This window comes from Paraburkholderia aromaticivorans, assembly GCF_012689525.1.
GTDB lineage: Bacteria > Pseudomonadota > Gammaproteobacteria > Burkholderiales > Burkholderiaceae > Paraburkholderia > Paraburkholderia aromaticivorans_A.
This window is the reverse complement of record NZ_CP051516.1, coordinates 2,528,700-2,548,622: the sequence shown is the minus strand read 5'-3', so window position 1 is coordinate 2,548,622 and position 19,923 is coordinate 2,528,700. Positions and strand designations below refer to the sequence as shown.

Below are 19,923 nucleotides of genomic sequence, written 5' to 3'. Positions count from 1 at the left end.
CCCGATATCGGCTGATGTGTGCTAGCCGTGCACGCCCCACAGTTCGAGCTTCAGCGAGGGGAAATCACCGGCGACATGCAGTGCGAGGCCGCCGTGCCGCGCCACTTCGTCCCACAACGGACCGCTACGCGAGAGCTCGTAGTAGACAAAGCCGGCGTTGAACGGGATCTGTCGCGGCGGTACCGGCAACGCCTGCAACGCGATGCCCGGCAGATGTCCACGAACCAGGTCCGGCAGCCGTTCAGAGGGACCGGCTTTCGCCTGGGCGGCGAACTGTTGCTGGAGCAGATCCGGCGGCATCGCGGCGTGCACTGCGAGCACCACTGCCGTGAAGCCGCGCATGTCGACAGGATCGACTACCGCGTTGCGCATCCCATGTCCCTGTTCTCGCAGCGCGATGCTTTGTGCGCTGCGCACCAGCACCGCGTTGAGTAGCAGATGCGTGTCATCCACCACGGGTTTCAGACACAGGTGCGGTGTGGTGTGCTGGTAGGCCGGATGGGAGTCGAGCGGCCGGCGGCTTTCGGTCCGCACGTAGGTCGACAGTTCTCCGGCCATGCTCAGCAGCAGCGCATACAGATCGGCCGGCGACGTGGTCGGCACCCGGCGCAAATGCTGGAGCAAAGGCTCGTAACGGTTGAGTGTCTGCAACAGCAGATAGTCGGAAACTTCGGCTGTCGTGCCGGCCTTGCCATCGCCTCCGGTCAGCCGCGTTGCGAGCGCGGTTGCGCGCAGGCGCGTGAGTTCGTGAATTTTCGCGAGCCAGCTCGTGAGCAGCTCGCTCGCCCCGAAGCCCGCCACGGGCGGAATTAATGTGTCGTCCAGAACGATGCTGCTATCCGCGTGAATCGTCTTGACGCGTGTCAGCGCAAGTCCGATCCAGGCATCGGTCAGTTCCTTTTCGGGCACGAGTCGCAGGCGCAGGTTCGACAACTGCACGGTCTTCGGCCCTTGTCCGACCGAATTGGTGTCGCGCAGGTCGGTATCGAATACGACGTTGCGGGCGAGCGAGTCAGCGGCGTTGTCGAAAGTCGTCTCTTCGCCGTTCGGCACACGGACAGGCACGGCGAGATAGATCAGCTGATCCAGGTGTTCCGCGTGGATGGTGAGCGGCGCAGGCGGGGGCGTACTGCCGGGCGTATCGAATGGCGTGCCGTCGGCGAACACGCCGCTGGCCGACTTCATAATCACCTTGCCGAGCGCCAGTGCCTCGGTATCGAGGCTGTAATGACTGAAGCCGAAGAAGAACGGCGAGAGCGTTGCTGCGCGCTTGTGCGCATAGTGCTCGAGATAGCGTTCCTGTTGCTGAAAAAGCTGTGGGCGCAGAAAGAGCCCCTCGCTCCAGACGACCTTGTTGTGCCAGCTCATGCGTTCATTCCACTATTTGGTCTCGGTAATCTTGATTGCGTTCGGTTCAAGATTGATGGTCAGTTTGAGTTTGGGCGAAGCGCGATACCACGCCGCATCCGGTGCCGCCGGCAGCGGATAGACCGCGCGCCATACCGAGTTGGGCAGATCCCGGTAGGCCGCCAGGATCCCGACGTTTGTGGTTGCGGGATCGGCTTTTGTCTTGATGGATTTGCTCTCGCCAGGCCGCAACTGGAATTGCTGCCGCGTGACGAGATCGTCCGTGAGGACGGTCTTGTCTTTGTCCTGCAATGAGAAAAAGTCGGCGGAATTGAACAGGCCGTCGGTTTTCAATTCATAGATCCGTACGACGATCGGCGCCGCGCGCTTCTGATCGTCAGGATTGACGCCGGCGGATGCCACGACCGACAGTTCTAGCTTGACGGGTTCCTTCGCCGTTCTGGGATCGCTGCTGACGCACGCGGTCAGCGCGCATGCAAAAGCGAGAGCAATAACGTTGATGAAGAGGCGCATTAGGCAACGCAAAATGAGGCGCGATAGAAACGCGGCGGGGGAGCAAACCGGAAAGGCCCAGGCGGGCCGGGACCTGTCCGGGTGACTGTTGGCAGGGGGGGCTTAAAGTTCCTTATTGCCCTTGATGTCGAAGGCGGCCGTCACTGCGCCGGCGCTGCCGCCTTGTGCGTTCTGAACGACGTATTCCTGCTTGACCTTCGCGAACGACAGCCGAACGTGTTCGCGAATGCCATCGTCACTGTTGCTGCCAGACGGCTGCACCTGCGTCACGATCACATCGCTCATCGTGATCTTCAGATGTTCGAGCGGATTGCCGCCGGCCTTGCGCACGACGAGTGCAGCCTGGTCGATATGCTTGCCGGTCAGACAGTACTTCATCAGGTTCGGGCTCGCCCGATCCATGAGGTGTTCGAACGCGAGGTCCTCGACCGTGGCCTTGCCGGCGCCGCCGCCCGAACCTGCGTGCATGTTCGATTGCTGCAAAATGCACCAGCCCCAGCTTGTCACCTCGATTTCATTTTTGTGAGTCGAATCCTGCGACTCGCCATCAATACCGTTGATCTTCAAGAAAATGTCCTGCGCCATTTATCGCTCCTTGGTGGTTATTAGGGGTACAGCCAGACCAAACATGTGCCTTCACAGCGACTCTGGCGCCGCGTGAATGGATGTCGTGCGCCAACTGCGCGGAAGTCAATGTTTGCGCCTGGCACGCTCCAGCCAGCGCGAATAGTGCGAAAGCGGAAAAGGAGATGCGTTTCATTGCACGATCAACTCTCTGTCAGCACTACGATTCATATCTTCTCGAGCCTTCCTGGGAAGGATGATGCAACCGTGTGACGCTGTATGCGAAAGGTTATCGCCGTGCACCTGACCAATTCAGCAATCTCTGCCCGTAGCGCATCACGCAGGCTGCGCCGATCATCACTGCTCCTGATATCGTCGATTAACCATCTGCCGCGAACCCAAACCAGATCGAACTCCACCTTTTTCGGCTTTTGAAAGTTCGTGAATGAAACGATGGCCTTCGCCTTCTGGCGGCTCGCCACCATGGCATCAATACTGGTTGTCTTCACGTCGAAGTCCTGGCAACGGCAGATCGGGTCCATGTCCAGATAGCCGGCCTCGCCCTTCAATGCCCGCTGATCTTCCCTGATCAACTGCAGTAGCGACGGCGAGGAAAGGGCGTGAGAGCCGGACGCATCAATCCCGGGAGGATCACCGTTGAACGCGTAGGCGCTATACACGGCTTGCAGAAATTGCTCCGCCGAAGCGATGCTTTGTGCACGCGCTGGATGCACGCCCAGAGCAGCCCATACCATCATCGCCAATACGCAGGCTCGCAATCGCATCACTGTTTTCCCCGCCGCCGATACACCTTGTCCAAGGGACGCACTCCCGAACGCGTCGGTCAGGCTGCTTGCTTGACCGACGGCAGTTTCGTGACGAGACGCAAGGACACCGTCAGCCCTTCGAGCTGGAAGTGCGGGCGCAGGAAGAATTTCGCCTGGTAGTAGCCAGGATTGCCTTCCACTTCCTCCACAACGACTTCGGCTGCCGCAAGCGGCCGCCGTGCCTTGGTTTCCTGCGATGAGTTGGCGGGATCCGCGTCGACGTAGTGCATGACCCACTCGTTCAGCCAGCGCTGCATGTCCTCGCGCTCCTTGAAGGCGCCGATCTTGTCTCGCACGATGCACTTCAAGTAATGCGCGAAGCGCGAACAGGCGAACAGATACGGCAGGCGCGCGGACAGATTCGCATTCGCCGTGGCGTCCGCATCGTGATATTCGGCCGGCTTCTGCATGGACTGCGCGCCGATGAAAGTCGCGTGGTCGGTGTTTTTGCGGTGGATCAACGGGATGAAACCGTTCTTCGCCAACTCGGCCTCGCGCCGGTCCGAGATGGCGATCTCGGTCGGACACTTCATGTCGACGCCGCCGTCATCGGTGGGGAACGAGTGACACGGCAAATTCTCGACCGTACCGCCGGATTCGACGCCGCGGATCAGCGAGCACCAGCCATACAGTTTGAACGAACGATTGATGTTCACACCCATCGCATAGGCCGCGTTGGCCCACGCGTAACGGCGGTGGTCGGAGCCGTTGGTGTCTTCTTCGAAGTCGAATTCGTCAACGGGATTGGTCTTGGCGCCATAGGGCAGGCGGGCGAGGAAACGGGGCATCGCGAGACCGACATAGCGCGCGTCTTCGCTATTGCGCAACGAGTTCCACGGCGCGTACTCGAGATTCTGAGTGAAGATCTTGGTCAGGTCGCGAGGGTTGGCGAGTTCTTGCCACGATTCCATCTGCAGCACCGAGGGCGATGCGCCGGAGATGAAGGGGGTGTGCGCCGTCGCGGCGACTTTGGCAATCGAGCCGAGCAGATCGACGTCAGGCGGCGTATGGTCGAAATAGTAGTCGGCCACGAGGCAGCCGTAAGGCTCGCCGCCTAGCTGGCCGTACTCTTCTTCGTAGATCTGCTTGAAGAGCGGGCTCTGATCCCAGGCGATGCCCTTGTAGCGTTTCATCGTGCGGCGCAATTCGTCTTTCGACACGTCCATGAAGCGGATCTTCAGACGCTCGTCGGTTTCCGTGTTCGAGACCAGATGGTGCACGCCGCGCCAGGCGGACTCCAGTTTCTGGAAGTCGTCGTGATGCAGAATCAGGTTGATCTGCTGGGAAAGCTTGTGATCGATCTGAGCGATGATCGCCTCGATGCTCTTGTAAGCGTCGTCGCTGATCGTGGCCGATTGCTGCAGCGCCTGTTCGGCGAGCGTCTGCACGGCATGTTCGACGGCCTCGCGGGCCTGTTCGGTTTTCGGCCTGAATTCCTGGTTCAGCAACTGGGTCAAGTCGGACTGCGTGGGTACTTCTGCGGTGGCCGCGTGCGTTTGCTGTTTTGCCATGTTATGTCCTCTGAATCTGTGCTGTCCGGTCGATCAGCGGGTCGCGTCCGCGGCATCCGCCATGTCGGCGGCGTTCGAAAGCTGAGGTTTCGGTGTGGCCGCAAGCGATTTCAGCAGGGCGGAATCCTGCAGCAGCCTGTTGACGAGCGATTCCGCGCCGGACTTGCCGTCCATGTACGTCTGCAGGTTCGCGAGTTGCGTGCGGGCTTCGAGCAGCTGCCGCAGGGAATCGACCTTGCGGGCGACGGCCGCCGGCGAGAAGTCCTCAATGCTCTCGAAGGTCATATCGACCATCAACTGCCCCTCGCCTGAAAGCGTGTTCGGCACCGCGAATGCGACGCGCGGCTCGATCGCCTTCATCCGTTCATCGAAGTTGTCGATATCGATATCGAGGAAACCGCGGTCGGCGACCGGCGGCAGCGGTTCGGCGGGCTTGCCGGAGAGGTCCGAAAGCACGCCCATGACGAACGGCAATTCGACTTTCTTCTCGGAGCCGTAAACTTCGACGTCGTACTCGATCTGCACACGCGGCGCCCGATTGCGCGCGATGAATTTCTGCGAACTACTGGGAACAGACATTGAGGTCTCCGTGGACGGTGGTGATGAGTCGGCAGCGTTTAGTCAACCTTCTCGACGAAAAACGAATATGACGTCGCAGCTGCTGATGACTCGTCCGGATCATGCGCATACGTGCATTGGAAAGTGAGCGCAACGATGGGTGGTGCGTTCGCGTCGACGACATCGATTTCAATGTGCGTAATAGGCCATTTCGACGAAAATGCGTCGAGCCACAACGCGGAAAGGCGCGGCAGCACGTGTTGTTCGATGAAGCCGATCAGTACGCGGGCCCCGGTTTCCTGGACAAGACACCTGCCGACGATGTAGTCGACCACTTGCCGGTTATAGGCAAGCGCAATGTCGTGAGCGTCGGCCATGCGCATGACCACGCGGTCCAGATGCAGCCGCACGATGCGCGCGAGCGATTCATCGGCAAGCGGCCGGTATGGCACCACGGTGACGCGGCCGAGAAATGCCGCGGAAAATGCCTTGAGCAGCTCGTGTGTGAGGGCTTCGCGCAGCCCGTCTGCATCGGGCGAGAGCGGTGCGTCGGCGCAAAGGCTTGTCGTCAGTTCCGAGCCGGCGTTGCTTGTAAGCAGGATCGTCGTGTTGCGGAAATCGATGTAGCGGCCGTCACCATCTTCCATGTAGCCTTTGTCGAAGACCTGGAAGAACATTTCATGCACGTCGCGATGGGCCTTCTCGATTTCGTCGAACAAAACCACCGAATAGGGGCGACGCCGAACGGCCTCTGTGAGCACGCCTCCCTCACCGAAACCGACATATCCGGGCGGGGCGCCTTTCAGTCCGGAAACGGTATGGGCCTCCTGGTACTCGCTCATATTGACGGTGATCAGGTTCTGCTCGCCGCCGTAGAGCGCCTCGGCCAGGGCGAGCGCCGTCTCGGTTTTGCCCACACCGGACGGCCCGGCGAGCAGGAATACGCCCAGCGGCTTCTTCGGATCCGTGAGCCCGGCGCGCGCGGTTTGCACCCGTTCGCCGATCTGATGCAGTGCATCGCGCTGGCCGATCACGCGCGCTTCGAGCGTGGCCGGCAGCGACTGCACGGCGGCCACTTCGTCGGTGACCATGCGGCCGACCGGAATTCCTGTCCAATCCGACACAACCTCGGCGACAATCGCTTCGCTCACCTCCGGAAACACCAGCGGCGCATCGCCCTGCAATTCCGTGAGAGCACGTTCCAGTTCCTTGAGCGGATGAAGCGGTATGCGCACGTCCGTGCTCCTGTCGGGTTGCAACGCGCCGGTATCGTCGCCGAGCGCATCACGGGCGGCGAGCAAGGCCTGCGCCGCGAGGAGCTGTGCTTGCCAGCGCGCTTCGATGCTCTGCTCGACGGCAATGAGTTCATCGACGCGAGTCCTGGCCGCCGCCAGTGCGCGGCCGGCATCGAGGCCGATGCGCGATTCCGCGGCGAGCAACTCGCTTTCGACGCGGGCTGACCGCAGGCGTTGACGCACGTCCTGCAGTTCTCGCGGCGGCGCATGCTGCGAAAGTGCGACACGCGCGCAGGCGGTGTCGAGGAGACTGATTGCCTTGTCCGGCAACTGACGGGAAGGGATATAGCGATGCGACAGCGTCACGGCCGCGCGGATCGCCTGGTCACGCACGACAACGCCGTGATGCCGCGAGAACGTTTCAGCCAGGCCGCGCACCATCTCGATCGCCGCCAGTTCTTCCGGCTCCGGCACTTGCAGGACCTGAAAACGCCGGGTCAGCGCAGGATCCTTTTCGATGTGCCGTTTGTACTCCGCCCAGGTCGTCGCGCCGATCGTGCGAATCGCGCCGCGCGCGAGTGCGGGCTTGAGCAAATTCGCGGCGTCGCCGGTGCCGGCCTGGCCGCCCGCACCGATCAGCGTGTGGATTTCGTCGACGAACAGGATCACGGGGACGGTTGACTTCAGCGCCGCCTCCAGCACGCCTCGCAGACGTGCTTCGAATTCCCCCTTCATGCTTGCGCCCGCGAGCAGTGCGCCCACGTCGAGATTCAGCAAGCGCACGCCTACCAGCTTCGGCGGCACGTCGCCCGAGGCGATGGCGCACGCCAGCCCCTCGACGACGGCGGTCTTGCCGACGCCCGCCTCGCCGGTCAGCAACGGATTGTTTTGCCGCCGGCGCAGCAGCACGTCGATCATGGTGCGGATCTCCAGCTCGCGCCCGACAACCGGGTCAATTTCACCGTTGCGCGCGCGCGCTGTCAGATCCGTGCAGAACTGTTCGAGCGGCGAGCCCTTTGATGCTGCGAAAAGGGCATGCGAGGCCTCACCAGGCACCGCCGGCGAAAAATCGCTGTTGTCGTAAGGTGTTTCCGCGGCTTCGGGCGATCCGTCGATGTACGCAAGAACAGCGACGTCCAGACCCTCGGCAGGTATCTTGCCGAACACCGGTGAGATGGAGAGCAAAACGCGCCGCAATTCAGGCGTCTGTACGAGTGCCGCGACGAGCCACGCGCTACGGATACTTCGGTCGCCGAAGCTAAGTGTTGCAAGCACCCAGGCGCGCTCGACCGCCAATTCGACATGGTGCGAGAAATCGCTGATCGAGCTGGCACCCGCGGGTAGTGCAGCCAGCGCGCGCGCCATATCGCGATCTAGCGTTGCGCGCTCGATACCACAATGCCGTGCGATCCGATGCAGGTCCGAGTCGGGCTGTTGTAGCAGCTGATGGAGCCAATGCACGAGCTCGATATACGGATTGCCGCGCAGCTTGCAGAAGATCGTGGCGGACTCGATGCTCCTGTACAGCGTGGTTCCAAGCTTGCCGAAAAGCGCCTGACGCGAAATCGCCATGTGGGTCTCCAAATCGTTGTTTTTGGTTTTGTGCTTTTAGCCATTGCAGGACAGCGTAATTGCCGATTTGCGCAATCCGGATGAGTAATAAGCCTAACGGCTATTCAATAGAGTATCTAGAGCATTGGTCGAATCAAAGTCGCATTCCGAAATTCCCGATATTCTTTAAAATAAGCAAGTCGTCGTGACTGTATTAAGCGCATGAGTTCAAAGATTCGTCAATTGACTATTGCCTACGAAACTTGCAAATTAACTAGATTGGGAAAATTCCATTCAATGTTCAGAAAGTTCTTCGCGGTGACTATGTTGTTGTCGATGAAGAATTTTTATGTCATTGTTTTCGTTGAATATTTATGACTGTCGGTTCAGATTTAAACGTCGAGGAGCGTCATGAGGTTGTGAAGAAGTTAACGTCGATCAAGATTTTTCAGAGAATCACGTTTGTCTCAAAAATAAGAGAAATTAGCGGAATAGAATTTATTGAAAAGTTAATGGACGAATACCTGTGGGTTGCGTTTAAGATGTGATCTCACGCCATTCGGGAAAAACACGGGTAGTCGCATGTGGATAAAAATGGTTATCAGGCGTGACGCCGAGACGTCCATGCGCATTGAACCGGGCGCGGCCGAAACGGAATGCGGATTGCCGGAAGACATGCACCTCGCAGGCGGGGCAGTCGACGATCCACTGGACGCCTGCGAATACGATGCCGAGAACAGCATCGACGAAGATTTTCGTGGCACTAACGCGATATTCGGCCTGATCGGCGGCGCCCTGGGCTCTGCAAATGGCGAATCGCGACGTGAACGGGACGGGGCAGGGAACGGTGCCAACGATCTGATCGAGACGCTGCACGAGCAGTATCGCCGCGTGCTTGATGATCCGCGGGCCTCGCTTGCCAACGGTTGGGAAGAACAGTCGGCGTTTTCGGCGGGACGGCACCCGCCTTCGCACTACGAAGCGTCAGCGGGTACCCAGGCGCCGCACATCGGGTCGATCGAGGCACTGCTGTCCGGCGCGCGCTTCATGGAGGACGCCTTCGGCCCGCTCGCCGCGGCCCAAGAGGCTGACTTGGCGGCACCGGAGCCGGTCCCGGAAATCCTGGGTCTTTTCGCGCCGGAGGAATATCTCGCCGCGGCAGCGCGGCGAGCGCGCGCGTTGCCGCCTGCGCTTGCGCGGCGCGAGCACCACACGTTGGGCCTCGACAGTCCATTGCCGGCCCCCCATTCAATGACACACAAAGACGCTCGATGAACGCGCAGCCATCCCGCAACAACCCGAATTCGCGCTTCGGACCAGTCTGCGAAGTGGGGACCGCAGGACGCTACCAGTGGTTGCCGTTTTCAGGCCTTGCCGCGTGGAAGGTCAAGCGTCCAGCCACGCTCCTCGACCTCGTCTGGGCACCGTGCACGTGGACACTGCTCGACGGCACCACGGTTTGCGGCTTCATGCCGGCGCGTTACCCTGGCGCGGAGGATGTGAAGGGTGACAGCGGCGAGCGCGGTGCCATCCGTCTGGGCCGCAAGACAGAATGGCTGGAATCCGGCGCGACCGGTGTGATTGCCCATGGCTGGAAAATATGGGCGACCAGTGCGGGAGACTTAAGTCTCTTCGAGCTTGCTGGTTGCGAATTGAATAACAGCGCGAGCAAGTACGAATCGAACCAGCAGGGCGGCTCAAATGGACACGCTTAAGCTGGCGTCGAAGGCCATGCGCGGCGACGTGCGATCAGTTCGTGATGGCGGCGCCACGCCTCGACGTGCAAACGCGCACCTGCTGCCGACTTTGCTCGACCGCCTGCGTGACGATGCTCCACAGAGGCAGACTGAAGCGCCGAGTGAATACGCGGTGACCCGCGCACAGATGCGCGACATCGTGCAGCGCGACCTGGCCTTCCTGCTCAACACGACCAGCATCGAGGACCTGATCGATCGCAAGCGACATCCGCACGCGGCTTCGTCGACCGTAAATTTCGGCGTGCCGCCGCTGGCGGGCGCGTTCACGGCAACGCGCAAGTGGGAAGACATCGAGAAGATCATCCGCGCTGCGATTAGCGAGTTCGAACCGCGGCTGATCTCCGATTCGCTCAGCATTGCGCCGCTCGCGGGAGTCGATGCGGACGTTCACTACAACGTGCTGGCATTCGAGATCCGCTGCATGATCCGCATGGATCCCTATCCGCTCGAATTCATGGTGCAGAGTTCGCTCGATCTCGAAACGAGCCAGTTGAACGTCACCGGAATGCGCGCGGGCTGAGCACGGCCCTCCGTTGCGCAAGAGAAGCATAGAGAACAGCGAGAAAACACCGATGGATCCGCGACTGCTCGACTACTACAACCAGGAACTGATCTACATGCGTGAGCTCGCCGGCGAGTTCGCGCAGGCTCATCCCAAGATTGCGCGGCGGCTCGGCATGCAGGCAGGTGAGGTGGCGGACCCGTATGTCGAACGTCTGATCGAGTCGTTCTGCTTCATGGCGGCACGCATGCAGATCAAGCTGGATGCCGAGTTTCCACGTTTCACCGGGCGGCTGCTCGAAGTCATCTACCCGAACTACGTCGCTCCCACGCCTTCAATGGCCGTCGCGCGTGTGTACCCGAACCCCACCGAAGGCAATCTTGCCGAAGGTTTCCGGGTTGCACGCGGCACCGCCTTCAAGTCGCGCGTCCCCGACGGAGAGAAAACGCCTTGTAAGTTCCGCAGCAGCCAGGACGTGATGCTCTATCCGCTGGAGATTGTCGAAGCAAGGCTGACTGGCATTCCGCCCGATATTCCCTCACTAGGCCGCTACGTGCCGCCGAACGTGCAGGTGCGCGGTGCGTTGCGCCTGAAGCTGCGGATGACCAATGGAGCATCCATGGCCGACCTGCAAGGGCTGGACAGATTGCCTGTGTATCTGGCGGGTGACGAACAGATCGCCTCACACCTGTTCGAATTGATCCACGCGGCGGGCGTCGCGACGATAACGGGCGTGCCGGGCCAGTTCGGCACAGCCGGCCGGCCGCTTTCGGTGGTGAATTCCGGCGCGGTGGTTCACGAGGGGCTGGGGCACGACGAGGGCTTGCTGCCGCTCACGTGGTCGAAATTTCACGGACACAACCTGTTGCATGAATACTTCGCGTGCCCGAGTCGCTTCTATTTCGTTACGCTAACGGGCCTCAAGGAAGGCCTGCGTCGCGTCAACGGCCGGGAAGCGGAAATTGTCCTGCTACTCGACCAGTCGCCCGAGCGCCTCGCAAGCCTCGTCGACGCGTCACGCTTTGCGCTGTTCTGCACGCCGGTCATCAACCTGTTCCGCAAGCACACCGACCAGATCGAACTGTCGGAAGGCGACACGGAGTTCCGCATCGTGCCGGCGCGGCTTCACCCACTCGACTATGAGGTGTTTGCCATCGAAAAGCTGTCCGGCCAGGTCTCGACGACGTCCGCTGAGCGCGAGTTCAGGCCGCTATTTCAAACCTTGAACAACGACGAGGGGAATTACGGACGGTATTTCTCGACGCGCCGCGAGCGCCGGTTGATTTCGGACTCGGCGCGCCGCTACGGGACACGAACGCCGTACATCGGCACGGAGATGTTTGTGTCGCTGGTCGACCAGCATGAGGCGCCTTACAGCGAGGAAATCCGCTACCTGTCGGTCGATGCCTGGGTCACCAATCGCGATCTGCCAAACCTTGTGCCGCGTGACGGCGTCAACGATCTTGCGATATCCGACGCCGATGCGGTGGCGAGCACCGGCTTGATTCGCGCCCCCAGTGCGCCGAGAGCGCCCTACGCGGAGCGCGAGATGGCCTGGCGGCTGATCCGTCAACTGAACTTCAACTATTTGCCCCTCGACGATCTCGATCACCGCGAGGGCGGGCAGGGGCTGCGCGACCTGTTGCGACTGTTCCTGGCAGCCGACGACACCGAGCACCGACGTCAGGTCGAAAGCCTCGTCGGCGTTAAGACACGGCCGGTGGCGAGGAAGCTCCCGGGTGGTGGCCCGCTGGTGTTCGGACGCGGCATCGAGTGCGCGCTGACCGTCGACGAAACAGGCTTCTCGGGCACCAGTCCCTACCTGTTCGGCCTGATCCTCGAGCATTATCTGGCGCGACACGTATCGGTCAACAGCTTCACGCAGACCGAACTGCATTCGATGCAGCGCGGCCGCGTGGCGAAGTGGCCCGTGCGCATGGGCACGCGCGGGATCACATGATGGACCGGGCCCTGCTTAAGGCGACCGCGCGCGATACAGCGCTGTCGCCGAAGTTGATCGAACGCCTGCGGGCCGCGCCGTGGCGCTACGGCTTCCTGACGCTGCTGCGTCGCATCGGCACCGATCCGCGAATCGATCCGGTTGGCACGGCGCAACGCCCGCTGGCGGAACCCTTTCGTCTCGGGCAGCAGCCGAGCCTGACCTTCGCCCCACGCGAAATTGCGAGCGTCGGTCATGCGAACGGAAGACTGAAAGTGCGCCTCTTCAGCCTGGGCATGCTCGGGCCGAATGGGCCACTGCCGATCCACGTCACGGAGATTGCGCGCGAACGCGAGGAGAGCCAGCGCGATACCACGCTCGTCGATTTCCTCGACATCTTCCATCACCGCTATCTGACATTCCTGTACCGCGCATGGGCGTCCGCCCAAGCCGCAGCGGGACTCGATCGACCCGGTAACCAGCGATTCTCGTTCTACGTTGCGAGCCTCACCGGCCAGGATATCCGCGAGATCGATCACGGGCCGCTGCCTGCGCATGCGCGCTTGTCGGCCTCGCCGCATCTCGTGCGCGAGGCGCGCAATCCAGACGGCCTGCGCGCCACGCTTGCGCACTACTTCGGCGTGCCAGTCGCAATCGAGGAATTTGCATTTCACTGGTTCGACGTGGATCCGGGCGAACACAGCCGTCTCGGCTGGCCTGGCTCGCCCTCGACCCTGTGCGATGGCGCGACGCTCGGTGAACAGATTCCTGATCGTCAACACAAATTTCGCATTGTCGTCGGGCCCGTCGACCTCGACGAATACCTGCGCTTTACCCCGCAGGGTGCGGATTTGCCGCGACTGGTCGAATGGGTCAGGACGTTTGTCGGCAATGAGTTCAATTGGGAGCTGGAACTGCGCATCCGGCCGCAGAGCGCGCCGCCTGCTGTCATGGGCGGCCCGCAGCAGCTCGGCTGGTCCGGATGGCTGGGGCATTCCCCGTCTGAAGAGCGGATTACCGGTATGCGTTTCGAACCGGAACGCTATGTAAAGAAATTCAAGCGCGATGCCGTGGATCCGGCGCAGCCGTGCGGGTGATGAAGGTAGAGGATGAGCAATAAAAGAAAACATGCGCCCCAGAAATCCGCGCCGGCCAAGGGCCCAGCGCTTCATGACTGGATGACGCCGGTGGATGACACCGCGCCTTGCGGATCCGACCTCGAATACGATCCGGAATTCGTGGTGCTCTCGGCGAAAGTCGCCACCAGGATTGAGGCGCAGTACGGCGACTTCGTGGGTTCTCCGGAGCCGGTCAACTGGAGCGAAGTCGATCGCGACTGCCGGCGCCTGATGATGCGCAGCAAAGACATGCGTCTCGCGGTCCTGTTTGCGCGATGCCGCACGCGCCTTGCGGGTGCCGCGGGCCTCGCCGAAGGCACCGGATTACTCGCGGCGTGGCTGGCTGCGTTTCCCGACGGGATTCACCCGCAGCCGGGCGTCGACGCCGACCGTGATGCGGCGCTGGAAATCCGTGCGAATGCGTTGCAGACGCTGACCGATACAGACGGCCTGCTATCGGACGTGCGCGAGATCGCGCTGACGAAGTCGACGGCGACACGCCTCCAGGTGCGCGACGTTGAACGCGCGTTTGCTCATCCGCGCCCGAGCGATGCGCTTGCGCCCGAGTCGGTGACGCGGCAACTGGATGATCTACGCGTGCAACAGCCAGCGGCCTTGACGGGATTCGACGACGCGCTAGCGAGCGTCGTCGCGATCGACGCGTGGAGCCGCGAACACCTGAGCCTCTACGCTCCGGACCTGTCAGCGCTTACCCGGTTGCTACGGCATCTGGCGGCCGGAACGGCGCGATCGAACAGCGCTCCAGTGGAGATCGTCGCGGCCAACCCGCAGGCTATTGACGAGGGCAGGATTGCCGCGTCGGGCGATTCGTTGTCCGCATGCGAAGAGAGCAAAAATTCGCCTGTCACTGCGGCCGTCAATCGCCGCATGGACGCGACACCGGCTGACCGTCAAGCCGCGCTTGAACTTATCCGGGGCGCTCGCCAGTGGTTCGAGCAACATGAGCCGAGCAGTCCCATTCCGGTACTGCTGCGGCGCGCGGAACAGTTCGTCGGCAAACGCTATGCGGAGGTGGTGCTGGCGATTCCAGCCGAGTTGCTCGTGCAGTGGGACAACGAAACATGAACCGGCATGCGCATGTCCACCGCCAGGTGAAGCCTGGCAAGCATGGCTGGGTGACAAAAAACCCATTGATCGTGCCGATCGCGTCGCAAGATGCATTGCGCAAAGCGATGGAGTTCGAAGGCATTTCACCGACCGAATTCAGTGACCTGCTCTGGATCATGGCGCAGGAATCGGCGGGCGTTGTGAATGCTCACGATCCGGCGTCGACGGCGCGGGGTTTGTTCGAGTTGCTGCATGTCCAGTATGGCCTCAATCCGAACGGCGAAAAGTTCTTTGGCAACGCAGTCGAAGAGTGCCAGGGAGGGATTCGCTACATCATGGGCCGCTACCACTCGGCAGCCAATGCCCGGAAGTTCTGAGAAAAACATCACTGGTACTGACACGATGCGAAAACTGCTTCAAGCGTGCGTGGCGCTGTTCGCGTTCACCGTGAACGTCGCTCACGCCGATACGCAGACACCCGGATTCGCGGATTTTGCCGTCAGGGAAATGTTCAAGGGCAATCCGGCAAAGGTGCGGCTGGTTTCGCCGGAGGACCGGCGATCGGCTCGCAATTGGCGAAAAGCACAATCTCACCGACGTTACCGGCATTGAGGCTAAGGGTGGTGTGCTCTGGGCGCTGTCATCGCGGATGCTTGCGAGGTTTGACGGAAAGTCGTGGGAGATTCTTGAAAATCCGCACAATGCTCCGTAAATCCGCCCCGTACCACGGCCTGCTTGTCTGCAACTCACATCCACTAATGCTGCGGGCCGCGATACGGCGTGGTGGTTTCCGCCGTTGCATTCGAGCTGCGGCGCATGCCTTTCGAAGCGCTGACGTGCGCTTCGAACTCGACCGTCGCGTGGTCAATCATCCAGTGGGTCGGTTTTAAGCCCCACGCCCCACGCCCCACCCACCACCCCGCAGAAAACTCAAAACTTATGCCGCATCCCAACCCGCACGACCACCTGCTTATCATCTGCTGAAGCAGACGGCCCGTTGATCGCGGCAACCGCCTCTTTCCCCGTCGAATCAGTCCCCAACGCCTTCTGATAAACCCCAATCAGATAAACATCCGTACGCTTCGACAAGAAGTAATCGATACCTGACGCGAACTGATGATAACTCGCCCCCGTCATGCCCTTCACCGAACTTCCCTTCGTATAGTCATACGCGAGTCCGCACAGCAAATCCGGCGTGATCTGATACTTGAAATTCACCTCGGCATTATTCAACGTGGCATTGCCGCTCAAACCAGCCGGATTCGGTCCCGAAGATAAATCCCCGAGATCGCGAAAGCTCGTATTCGAATACGTCGCGCCGAAAGTCGCCGCGCCGAAAAGATAGGACGCGCCCGCGCCGATCACATGCATGGATTTCGCCGACGCATAGCCCGAGTACACCGGCGAGACCATATTGCTCCCCGGCACGCCATTCACCGTTGCGGCGGGACTCCCCGTGCTGCCGAAGAAAGACGTATTCGGATTGGCGACGTCAAGATATCCCACCCCCAAAGCCAACGGTCCGTTCACATAACCAGCGGACACCGACCAGATGCGGTTGCGTGAGAAATTGCCGGCCATGCCGCCGAGGCTGTATAGCGCCTCTACCGTCAACCCGCCATACGTATTGCTGGTGAACTTGATCGAGTTATTCGTCGAGTTGGTGTTGTTGATGTTGTCGAGATCGCCCGGATGCGCGGCCATGTAGCCGCCCCATTGATCGCCCACTTCGAACGGCCCGAGGATATCGACGTTGGTATCGTATTGCCGCCCGAGCGTCACCGTGCCGAACGCACTGGACAATCCCACCCATGCTTTCTTGCCGAACAGCAGCCCGCCCTGGCCGAACTTGCCGGTGCTGGCGTCGAAGCCATTCTCCAGCATGAAGATCGCCTTCATGCCGCCGCCGAGATCTTCCGAGCCGCGCAAACCCCAACGGCTTTGCTGCATCACACCGCTTAACAGACGCACCGCGCTGTGGCCCGAGACGCTGCCGTTGCTGTTGATCGTCGCCGCATTGCTCGTATAACTCAAACCTTCATCGATAATGCCGTATAGCGTGACGGCACTCTGTGCGTGCACCGCTGCCGGAAAGGTCGCGGCGAGACATACTGTCAGTAGCGTTTTTTTCATGTGGTCTGACGCTCATGTGGAGAAAATGCGAAAAGTGACGGACGTGTTCGCTCCCGCGAGCCACGCGTTGCTTGCCTGCACGCAGCCGGCGGGAAACCGGCTACTGGAAGAACCTCTTAGGTAAAGGGCGTTTAACGCGAGCCGCTGATCAATGGCGGCCGCGTCGCCCCATGCAAGGCCGCTGCCTCATAGGCGTGACCGAATTGCAGCAGCCCCCAATCGTCGCGAAAGCGGCCGGCGATCTGCAGGCCGATCGGCAGGCCGGACGCGCTGAAGCCGCACGGCAACGCCAGCACTGGCGATTCGGTGGACGACAGATACCAGCAGATCCGCATCCAGTCGATATACGAGTCGTAGTGCGTGCCCATGAATTCACTGGGCCAGCGCAACTCGGCATCGAAAGGCAGCATCTGCGTGGCGGGCAGCACATAGAACGCGTGGTTGTCCATGAAGCGGCGCATGCGCTCGAACAGCGCGGTCTTACGTACGAACATGTCGCCCAGATCCGCGGCCGAGAGCGAGCGATGCAGGCGACACTCCGCTTCGATCTCCGGCTTCAATTGCGCGCGTGCGTCCTCATCGAGCCGATCGACGAGACTGCCGATCATCCACGCACGTTCCATGCGGAACACGTCCTCGGCATCGCCGAGATCGGGGTCGGCGAATTCGACCTCGCAGCCCATGGACTCGAACACGGCGGCCTGCGCGTGCACGGCGCGCTGAATCTCGGGATCGACGGCGAGACCTGCAAGCTGCACCGACATGGCAATGCGCGTGCCGCGAAAGTCGCGTCGCAACGGCAGCGCGAAGCGTGAACCAGGCTCGTTGATTTCAGTCGCGGTTTCGCCTGACGGACCGGCGATTGCGCTCAACAGCAGAGCCGTGTCGGCGACGTCGCGCGCCATGGGTCCGTCCACGCCGAGCGTGGCCCAGCCGTTCAAATCCGGCGCGCGCGGCACGCGTCCCGGCGACGGACGCAAGCCGACCACCGCATTCCACGCGGCCGGATTACGCAGCGAGCCGCCCATGTCGCTGCCGCACGCGAGCGGGTTCATGCCGCACGCCACCGACGCCGCCGCGCCGCCGCTGCTGCCGCCCGCCGATTTGCTCAGGTCCCACGGATTGCGCGTCACGCCGAAGACCTCGTTGAAGGTGTGCGAGCCCGCGCCGAATTCCGGCGTGTTCGATTTGCCGATCATCAGCGCGCCCGCCGCATCGCAGCGGCGCGCGATCAGCGCACTGTGTTGCGGCACGTGATGCTCGAAGATTGTCGAGCCGAACGTGGTGCGCACGCCTTGCGTCGCGGTCAGATCCTTCTGCGAAACCGGCAACCCATGCAGCGGACCTTGCCAGATGCCACGCGACCATTGCGCGTCGATTTCCGCGGCACGCGCGCGCAGCGTGGAGGCATCGGCGATCGTCACCAGCGCGTTGACCTGCGGGTTCACGGCATCGATACGAGAGAGATGGGCATCGAGTATCTCGGCGGCGCTTACGGTTTTTTTGCGCTGTAGATCCAGCAACGCGACGGCGGACAGATCGCAGAGTTCGCTGCCCGTGGCGAGCGGTGCATCGGCATGAAGAGTGTCTGACATGAGAATTTCGCGTTAAAAATGAGTGAATGACGCGTGAGTCGCGGCTCAAATATCCTGACGTGTGCGGTCGACCACGAACAGCAGCGCGATCAGCGAAAACACGCCGCAGACGATCACGTACCACGCGGGCGCGGCAGGATTGCCGGTGGTCTGGATCAGCCACGTCACGATGAACTGCGCAAAGCCGCCGAAGATGGACACGCCCGCGGCATACGCGATCGACAGTCCCGTGGCGCGCGTGCTGCGAGGAAACATCTCGGGCAGCATGGTGCCGTTCGCGCCCGCGTTGATGGAATGCAGCGCGGCGAGCCCGCAGACGACGAGATAAAGCGTGCTAGCCGAAGGCGCATGCTCGATCAGATAGAAGCCCGGCAGGATCAGCAGCGTCAGCAGCAGGCGCGAGATGAACGTGACGCGTTTGCGTCCGTACATATCCGACCAGATGCCGCCCACTGGCGACATCACCAGCATGACGGCGCCCGCCAGAATCCCGCACCACAAGGCGGCGTCCATGGGCAGATGCAGCACCTTGATCGCATACGTGGACATGTAATAGATCACGATGAAATGCGCGGAGGTGCCGCCGATCACGAGCAGGAACGCCACCAGCACGAGCCGCCAGTCGCGTGTCATCACGGTCTTCAGCACGCCGGCGGAGTCGCGCGCGGCATCGGCGGGCGCGTCGCTTTCGCCACCTTCGCTGCCCAGACGCGAGCGCAGATACAGCCCGAGTGGTGCGATCAGAATGCCCGCGAGGAACGGAATGCGCCAACCCCAGGTTTCGAGCGATGCCTTGTCGAGGTAGTGCGAGAGCAGAAAGCCCACCAGCGAACCCGCCAGCGCGGCCGCCCCCTGGCTCGCGAACTGCCAGCTCGTGATGAAGCCGCGCCGCGCGCTAGAGGCGCGCTCGGCAAGCAGCGTAGTGGCCACGCCCACTTCACCGCCTGCGGAGAAGCCTTGCAGCAAGCGTGCGGCGACGATCGCGAGCGGCGCCGCGATGCCGATCTGCGCGTAGGTCGGCATCACGCCGATCAGGCCGGTGCCGACCGCCATCGTGACGAGCGTGAGATTCATCGCGGCGATGCGTCCGAAACGGTCGGCCAGGACGCCGAACAGCACGCCACCCAGCGGTCGTGCAACGAAGCCGATGCCGAACGTGCCGACCGAGAGCAGCAACTGTTGCTGCGACGAAGCGAGCGGAAAAAACAGCTTGCCGAGCAGCACGGCAAAAAAACTGTAGACGGTGAGATCGAAGAATTCGAATGCGTTGCCGATGGTCGTCGCGACGATCAAGCCGCGAGTCGAAGCGCCGTGCGTGGCGCTGTGACTGACATCGTGCAGCGAGGAACTGAGTGACGGTGACTTCATGAACGGGATTCCTGTGGAGGTGAATCGAACCGTGATGCTTCAGGGACACGTCGAGAACGCTTCGAGTGCGCAGCGCCTTCAATGACGACGACATGAAAAGTCTAGGGAGAACAAAAAACCATCTGGATTTGCTTTTTCTTATTGTGATAACGCAGGGTTATCGCGCCCGGCGGGATGGCCGTGAGCGGCATGGGCAATGAGTATTTGGGAGCATGGCCGGGGCTTTTATCGCGGTGTACCATCGGTTCAAGCCTTAAGCCGCCGCTTTGGCTTCGAAAGTGATCCCTTCCACTAACGGTTCAATCGACCGCTCACG

At 61.4% G+C, this 19,923-nt stretch carries 17 protein-coding genes; 7 read left to right on the top strand and 10 right to left on the bottom strand.

Annotation, left to right across the window (positions count from 1 at the left end; translation table 11 throughout):
• Positions 1 to 21: 21 nt before the first annotated feature.
• The 7 genes from tssK to tssH all read right to left on the bottom strand — a co-directional run bounded on the left by tssK (position 22) and on the right by tssH (position 8,148).
• On the bottom strand, positions 22 to 1,368 hold the full coding sequence (tssK, locus tag HF916_RS39560) for a type VI secretion system baseplate subunit TssK (RefSeq protein WP_168794154.1): 1,347 nt from the start codon (positions 1,366 to 1,368) through the stop codon (positions 22 to 24).
• A 12-nt stretch (positions 1,369 to 1,380) separates the two neighbouring features.
• Positions 1,381 to 1,881 (bottom strand): type VI secretion system lipoprotein TssJ, encoded by a 501-nt coding sequence (gene tssJ, locus HF916_RS39555; protein WP_168794153.1) that lies wholly within the window; start codon positions 1,879 to 1,881, stop codon positions 1,381 to 1,383.
• A gap of 102 nt (positions 1,882 to 1,983) precedes the next feature.
• Positions 1,984 to 2,466, bottom strand: coding sequence for an Hcp family type VI secretion system effector (locus tag HF916_RS39550; protein ID WP_168794152.1), 483 nt, complete (start codon positions 2,464 to 2,466; stop codon positions 1,984 to 1,986).
• 206 nt (positions 2,467 to 2,672) lie between these two features.
• Positions 2,673 to 3,203: a DUF3828 domain-containing protein gene (locus HF916_RS39545; protein WP_240975859.1), complete on the bottom strand. Its 531-nt coding sequence runs from the start codon at positions 3,201 to 3,203 to the stop codon at positions 2,673 to 2,675.
• 86 nt (positions 3,204 to 3,289) lie between these two features.
• Positions 3,290 to 4,783 (bottom strand): type VI secretion system contractile sheath large subunit, encoded by a 1,494-nt coding sequence (gene tssC, locus HF916_RS39540; RefSeq protein WP_168794150.1) that lies wholly within the window; start codon positions 4,781 to 4,783, stop codon positions 3,290 to 3,292.
• Positions 4,784 to 4,816: 33 nt separating this feature from the next.
• A complete protein-coding gene (tssB, locus tag HF916_RS39535) occupies positions 4,817 to 5,362 on the bottom strand; it encodes a type VI secretion system contractile sheath small subunit (RefSeq protein ID WP_168794149.1) in 546 nt (181 codons plus the stop codon).
• A gap of 38 nt (positions 5,363 to 5,400) precedes the next feature.
• The gene (tssH, locus tag HF916_RS39530) at positions 5,401 to 8,148 is read right to left on the bottom strand and encodes a type VI secretion system ATPase TssH (RefSeq protein WP_168794148.1); all 2,748 of its coding nucleotides are present in this window, start codon (positions 8,146 to 8,148) and stop codon (positions 5,401 to 5,403) included.
• 642 nt (positions 8,149 to 8,790) lie between these two features.
• Here tssH and HF916_RS39525 point away from each other — a divergent pair.
• Genes HF916_RS39525 through HF916_RS39495 form a run of 7 tightly spaced genes read left to right on the top strand, consistent with a single transcriptional unit; the run spans position 8,791 to position 14,888 of the window.
• Entirely contained in the window at positions 8,791 to 9,402 is a 612-nt protein-coding gene (locus HF916_RS39525; protein WP_240975698.1) for a TagK domain-containing protein, read from the top strand.
• A complete protein-coding gene (locus tag HF916_RS39520) occupies positions 9,399 to 9,842 on the top strand; it encodes a type VI secretion system accessory protein TagJ (protein WP_168794146.1) in 444 nt (147 codons plus the stop codon). The genes HF916_RS39525 and HF916_RS39520 overlap by 4 nt, the downstream gene beginning before the upstream one ends.
• Positions 9,829 to 10,404 carry a type VI secretion system baseplate subunit TssE gene (tssE, locus tag HF916_RS39515; protein WP_168794145.1) on the top strand — a complete coding sequence of 192 codons (576 nt, stop codon included), beginning with the start codon at positions 9,829 to 9,831 and terminating at the stop codon, positions 10,402 to 10,404. The genes HF916_RS39520 and tssE overlap by 14 nt, the downstream gene beginning before the upstream one ends.
• Positions 10,405 to 10,456: 52 nt before the next feature.
• Entirely contained in the window at positions 10,457 to 12,346 is a 1,890-nt protein-coding gene (tssF, locus tag HF916_RS39510) for a type VI secretion system baseplate subunit TssF (RefSeq protein ID WP_168794144.1), read from the top strand.
• A complete protein-coding gene (gene tssG / locus HF916_RS39505; protein WP_168794143.1) occupies positions 12,346 to 13,422 on the top strand; it encodes a type VI secretion system baseplate subunit TssG in 1,077 nt (358 codons plus the stop codon). The genes tssF and tssG overlap by 1 nt, the downstream gene beginning before the upstream one ends.
• A 12-nt stretch (positions 13,423 to 13,434) precedes the next feature.
• Positions 13,435 to 14,529: an ImpA family type VI secretion system protein gene (locus HF916_RS39500; protein WP_168794142.1), complete on the top strand. Its 1,095-nt coding sequence runs from the start codon at positions 13,435 to 13,437 to the stop codon at positions 14,527 to 14,529.
• Complete coding sequence (locus tag HF916_RS39495; RefSeq protein WP_168794141.1) at positions 14,526 to 14,888, top strand: hypothetical protein; 363 nt, start codon at positions 14,526 to 14,528, stop codon at positions 14,886 to 14,888. Before HF916_RS39500 ends, HF916_RS39495 begins: the two co-directional genes overlap by 4 nt.
• A gap of 553 nt (positions 14,889 to 15,441) precedes the next feature.
• Here the strand turns inward: HF916_RS39495 and HF916_RS39490 are convergent.
• From HF916_RS39490 to HF916_RS39480, 3 genes are all read right to left on the bottom strand, one after another.
• On the bottom strand, positions 15,442 to 16,644 hold the full coding sequence (locus tag HF916_RS39490) for a porin (protein WP_168794140.1): 1,203 nt from the start codon (positions 16,642 to 16,644) through the stop codon (positions 15,442 to 15,444).
• Between the two features lie 131 nt (positions 16,645 to 16,775).
• A complete protein-coding gene (locus HF916_RS39485) occupies positions 16,776 to 18,239 on the bottom strand; it encodes an amidase family protein (protein ID WP_168794139.1) in 1,464 nt (487 codons plus the stop codon).
• Positions 18,240 to 18,284: 45 nt separating this feature from the next.
• A complete protein-coding gene (locus tag HF916_RS39480) occupies positions 18,285 to 19,607 on the bottom strand; it encodes an MFS transporter (protein WP_168794138.1) in 1,323 nt (440 codons plus the stop codon).
• Between the last annotated feature and the right edge of the window lie 316 nt (positions 19,608 to 19,923).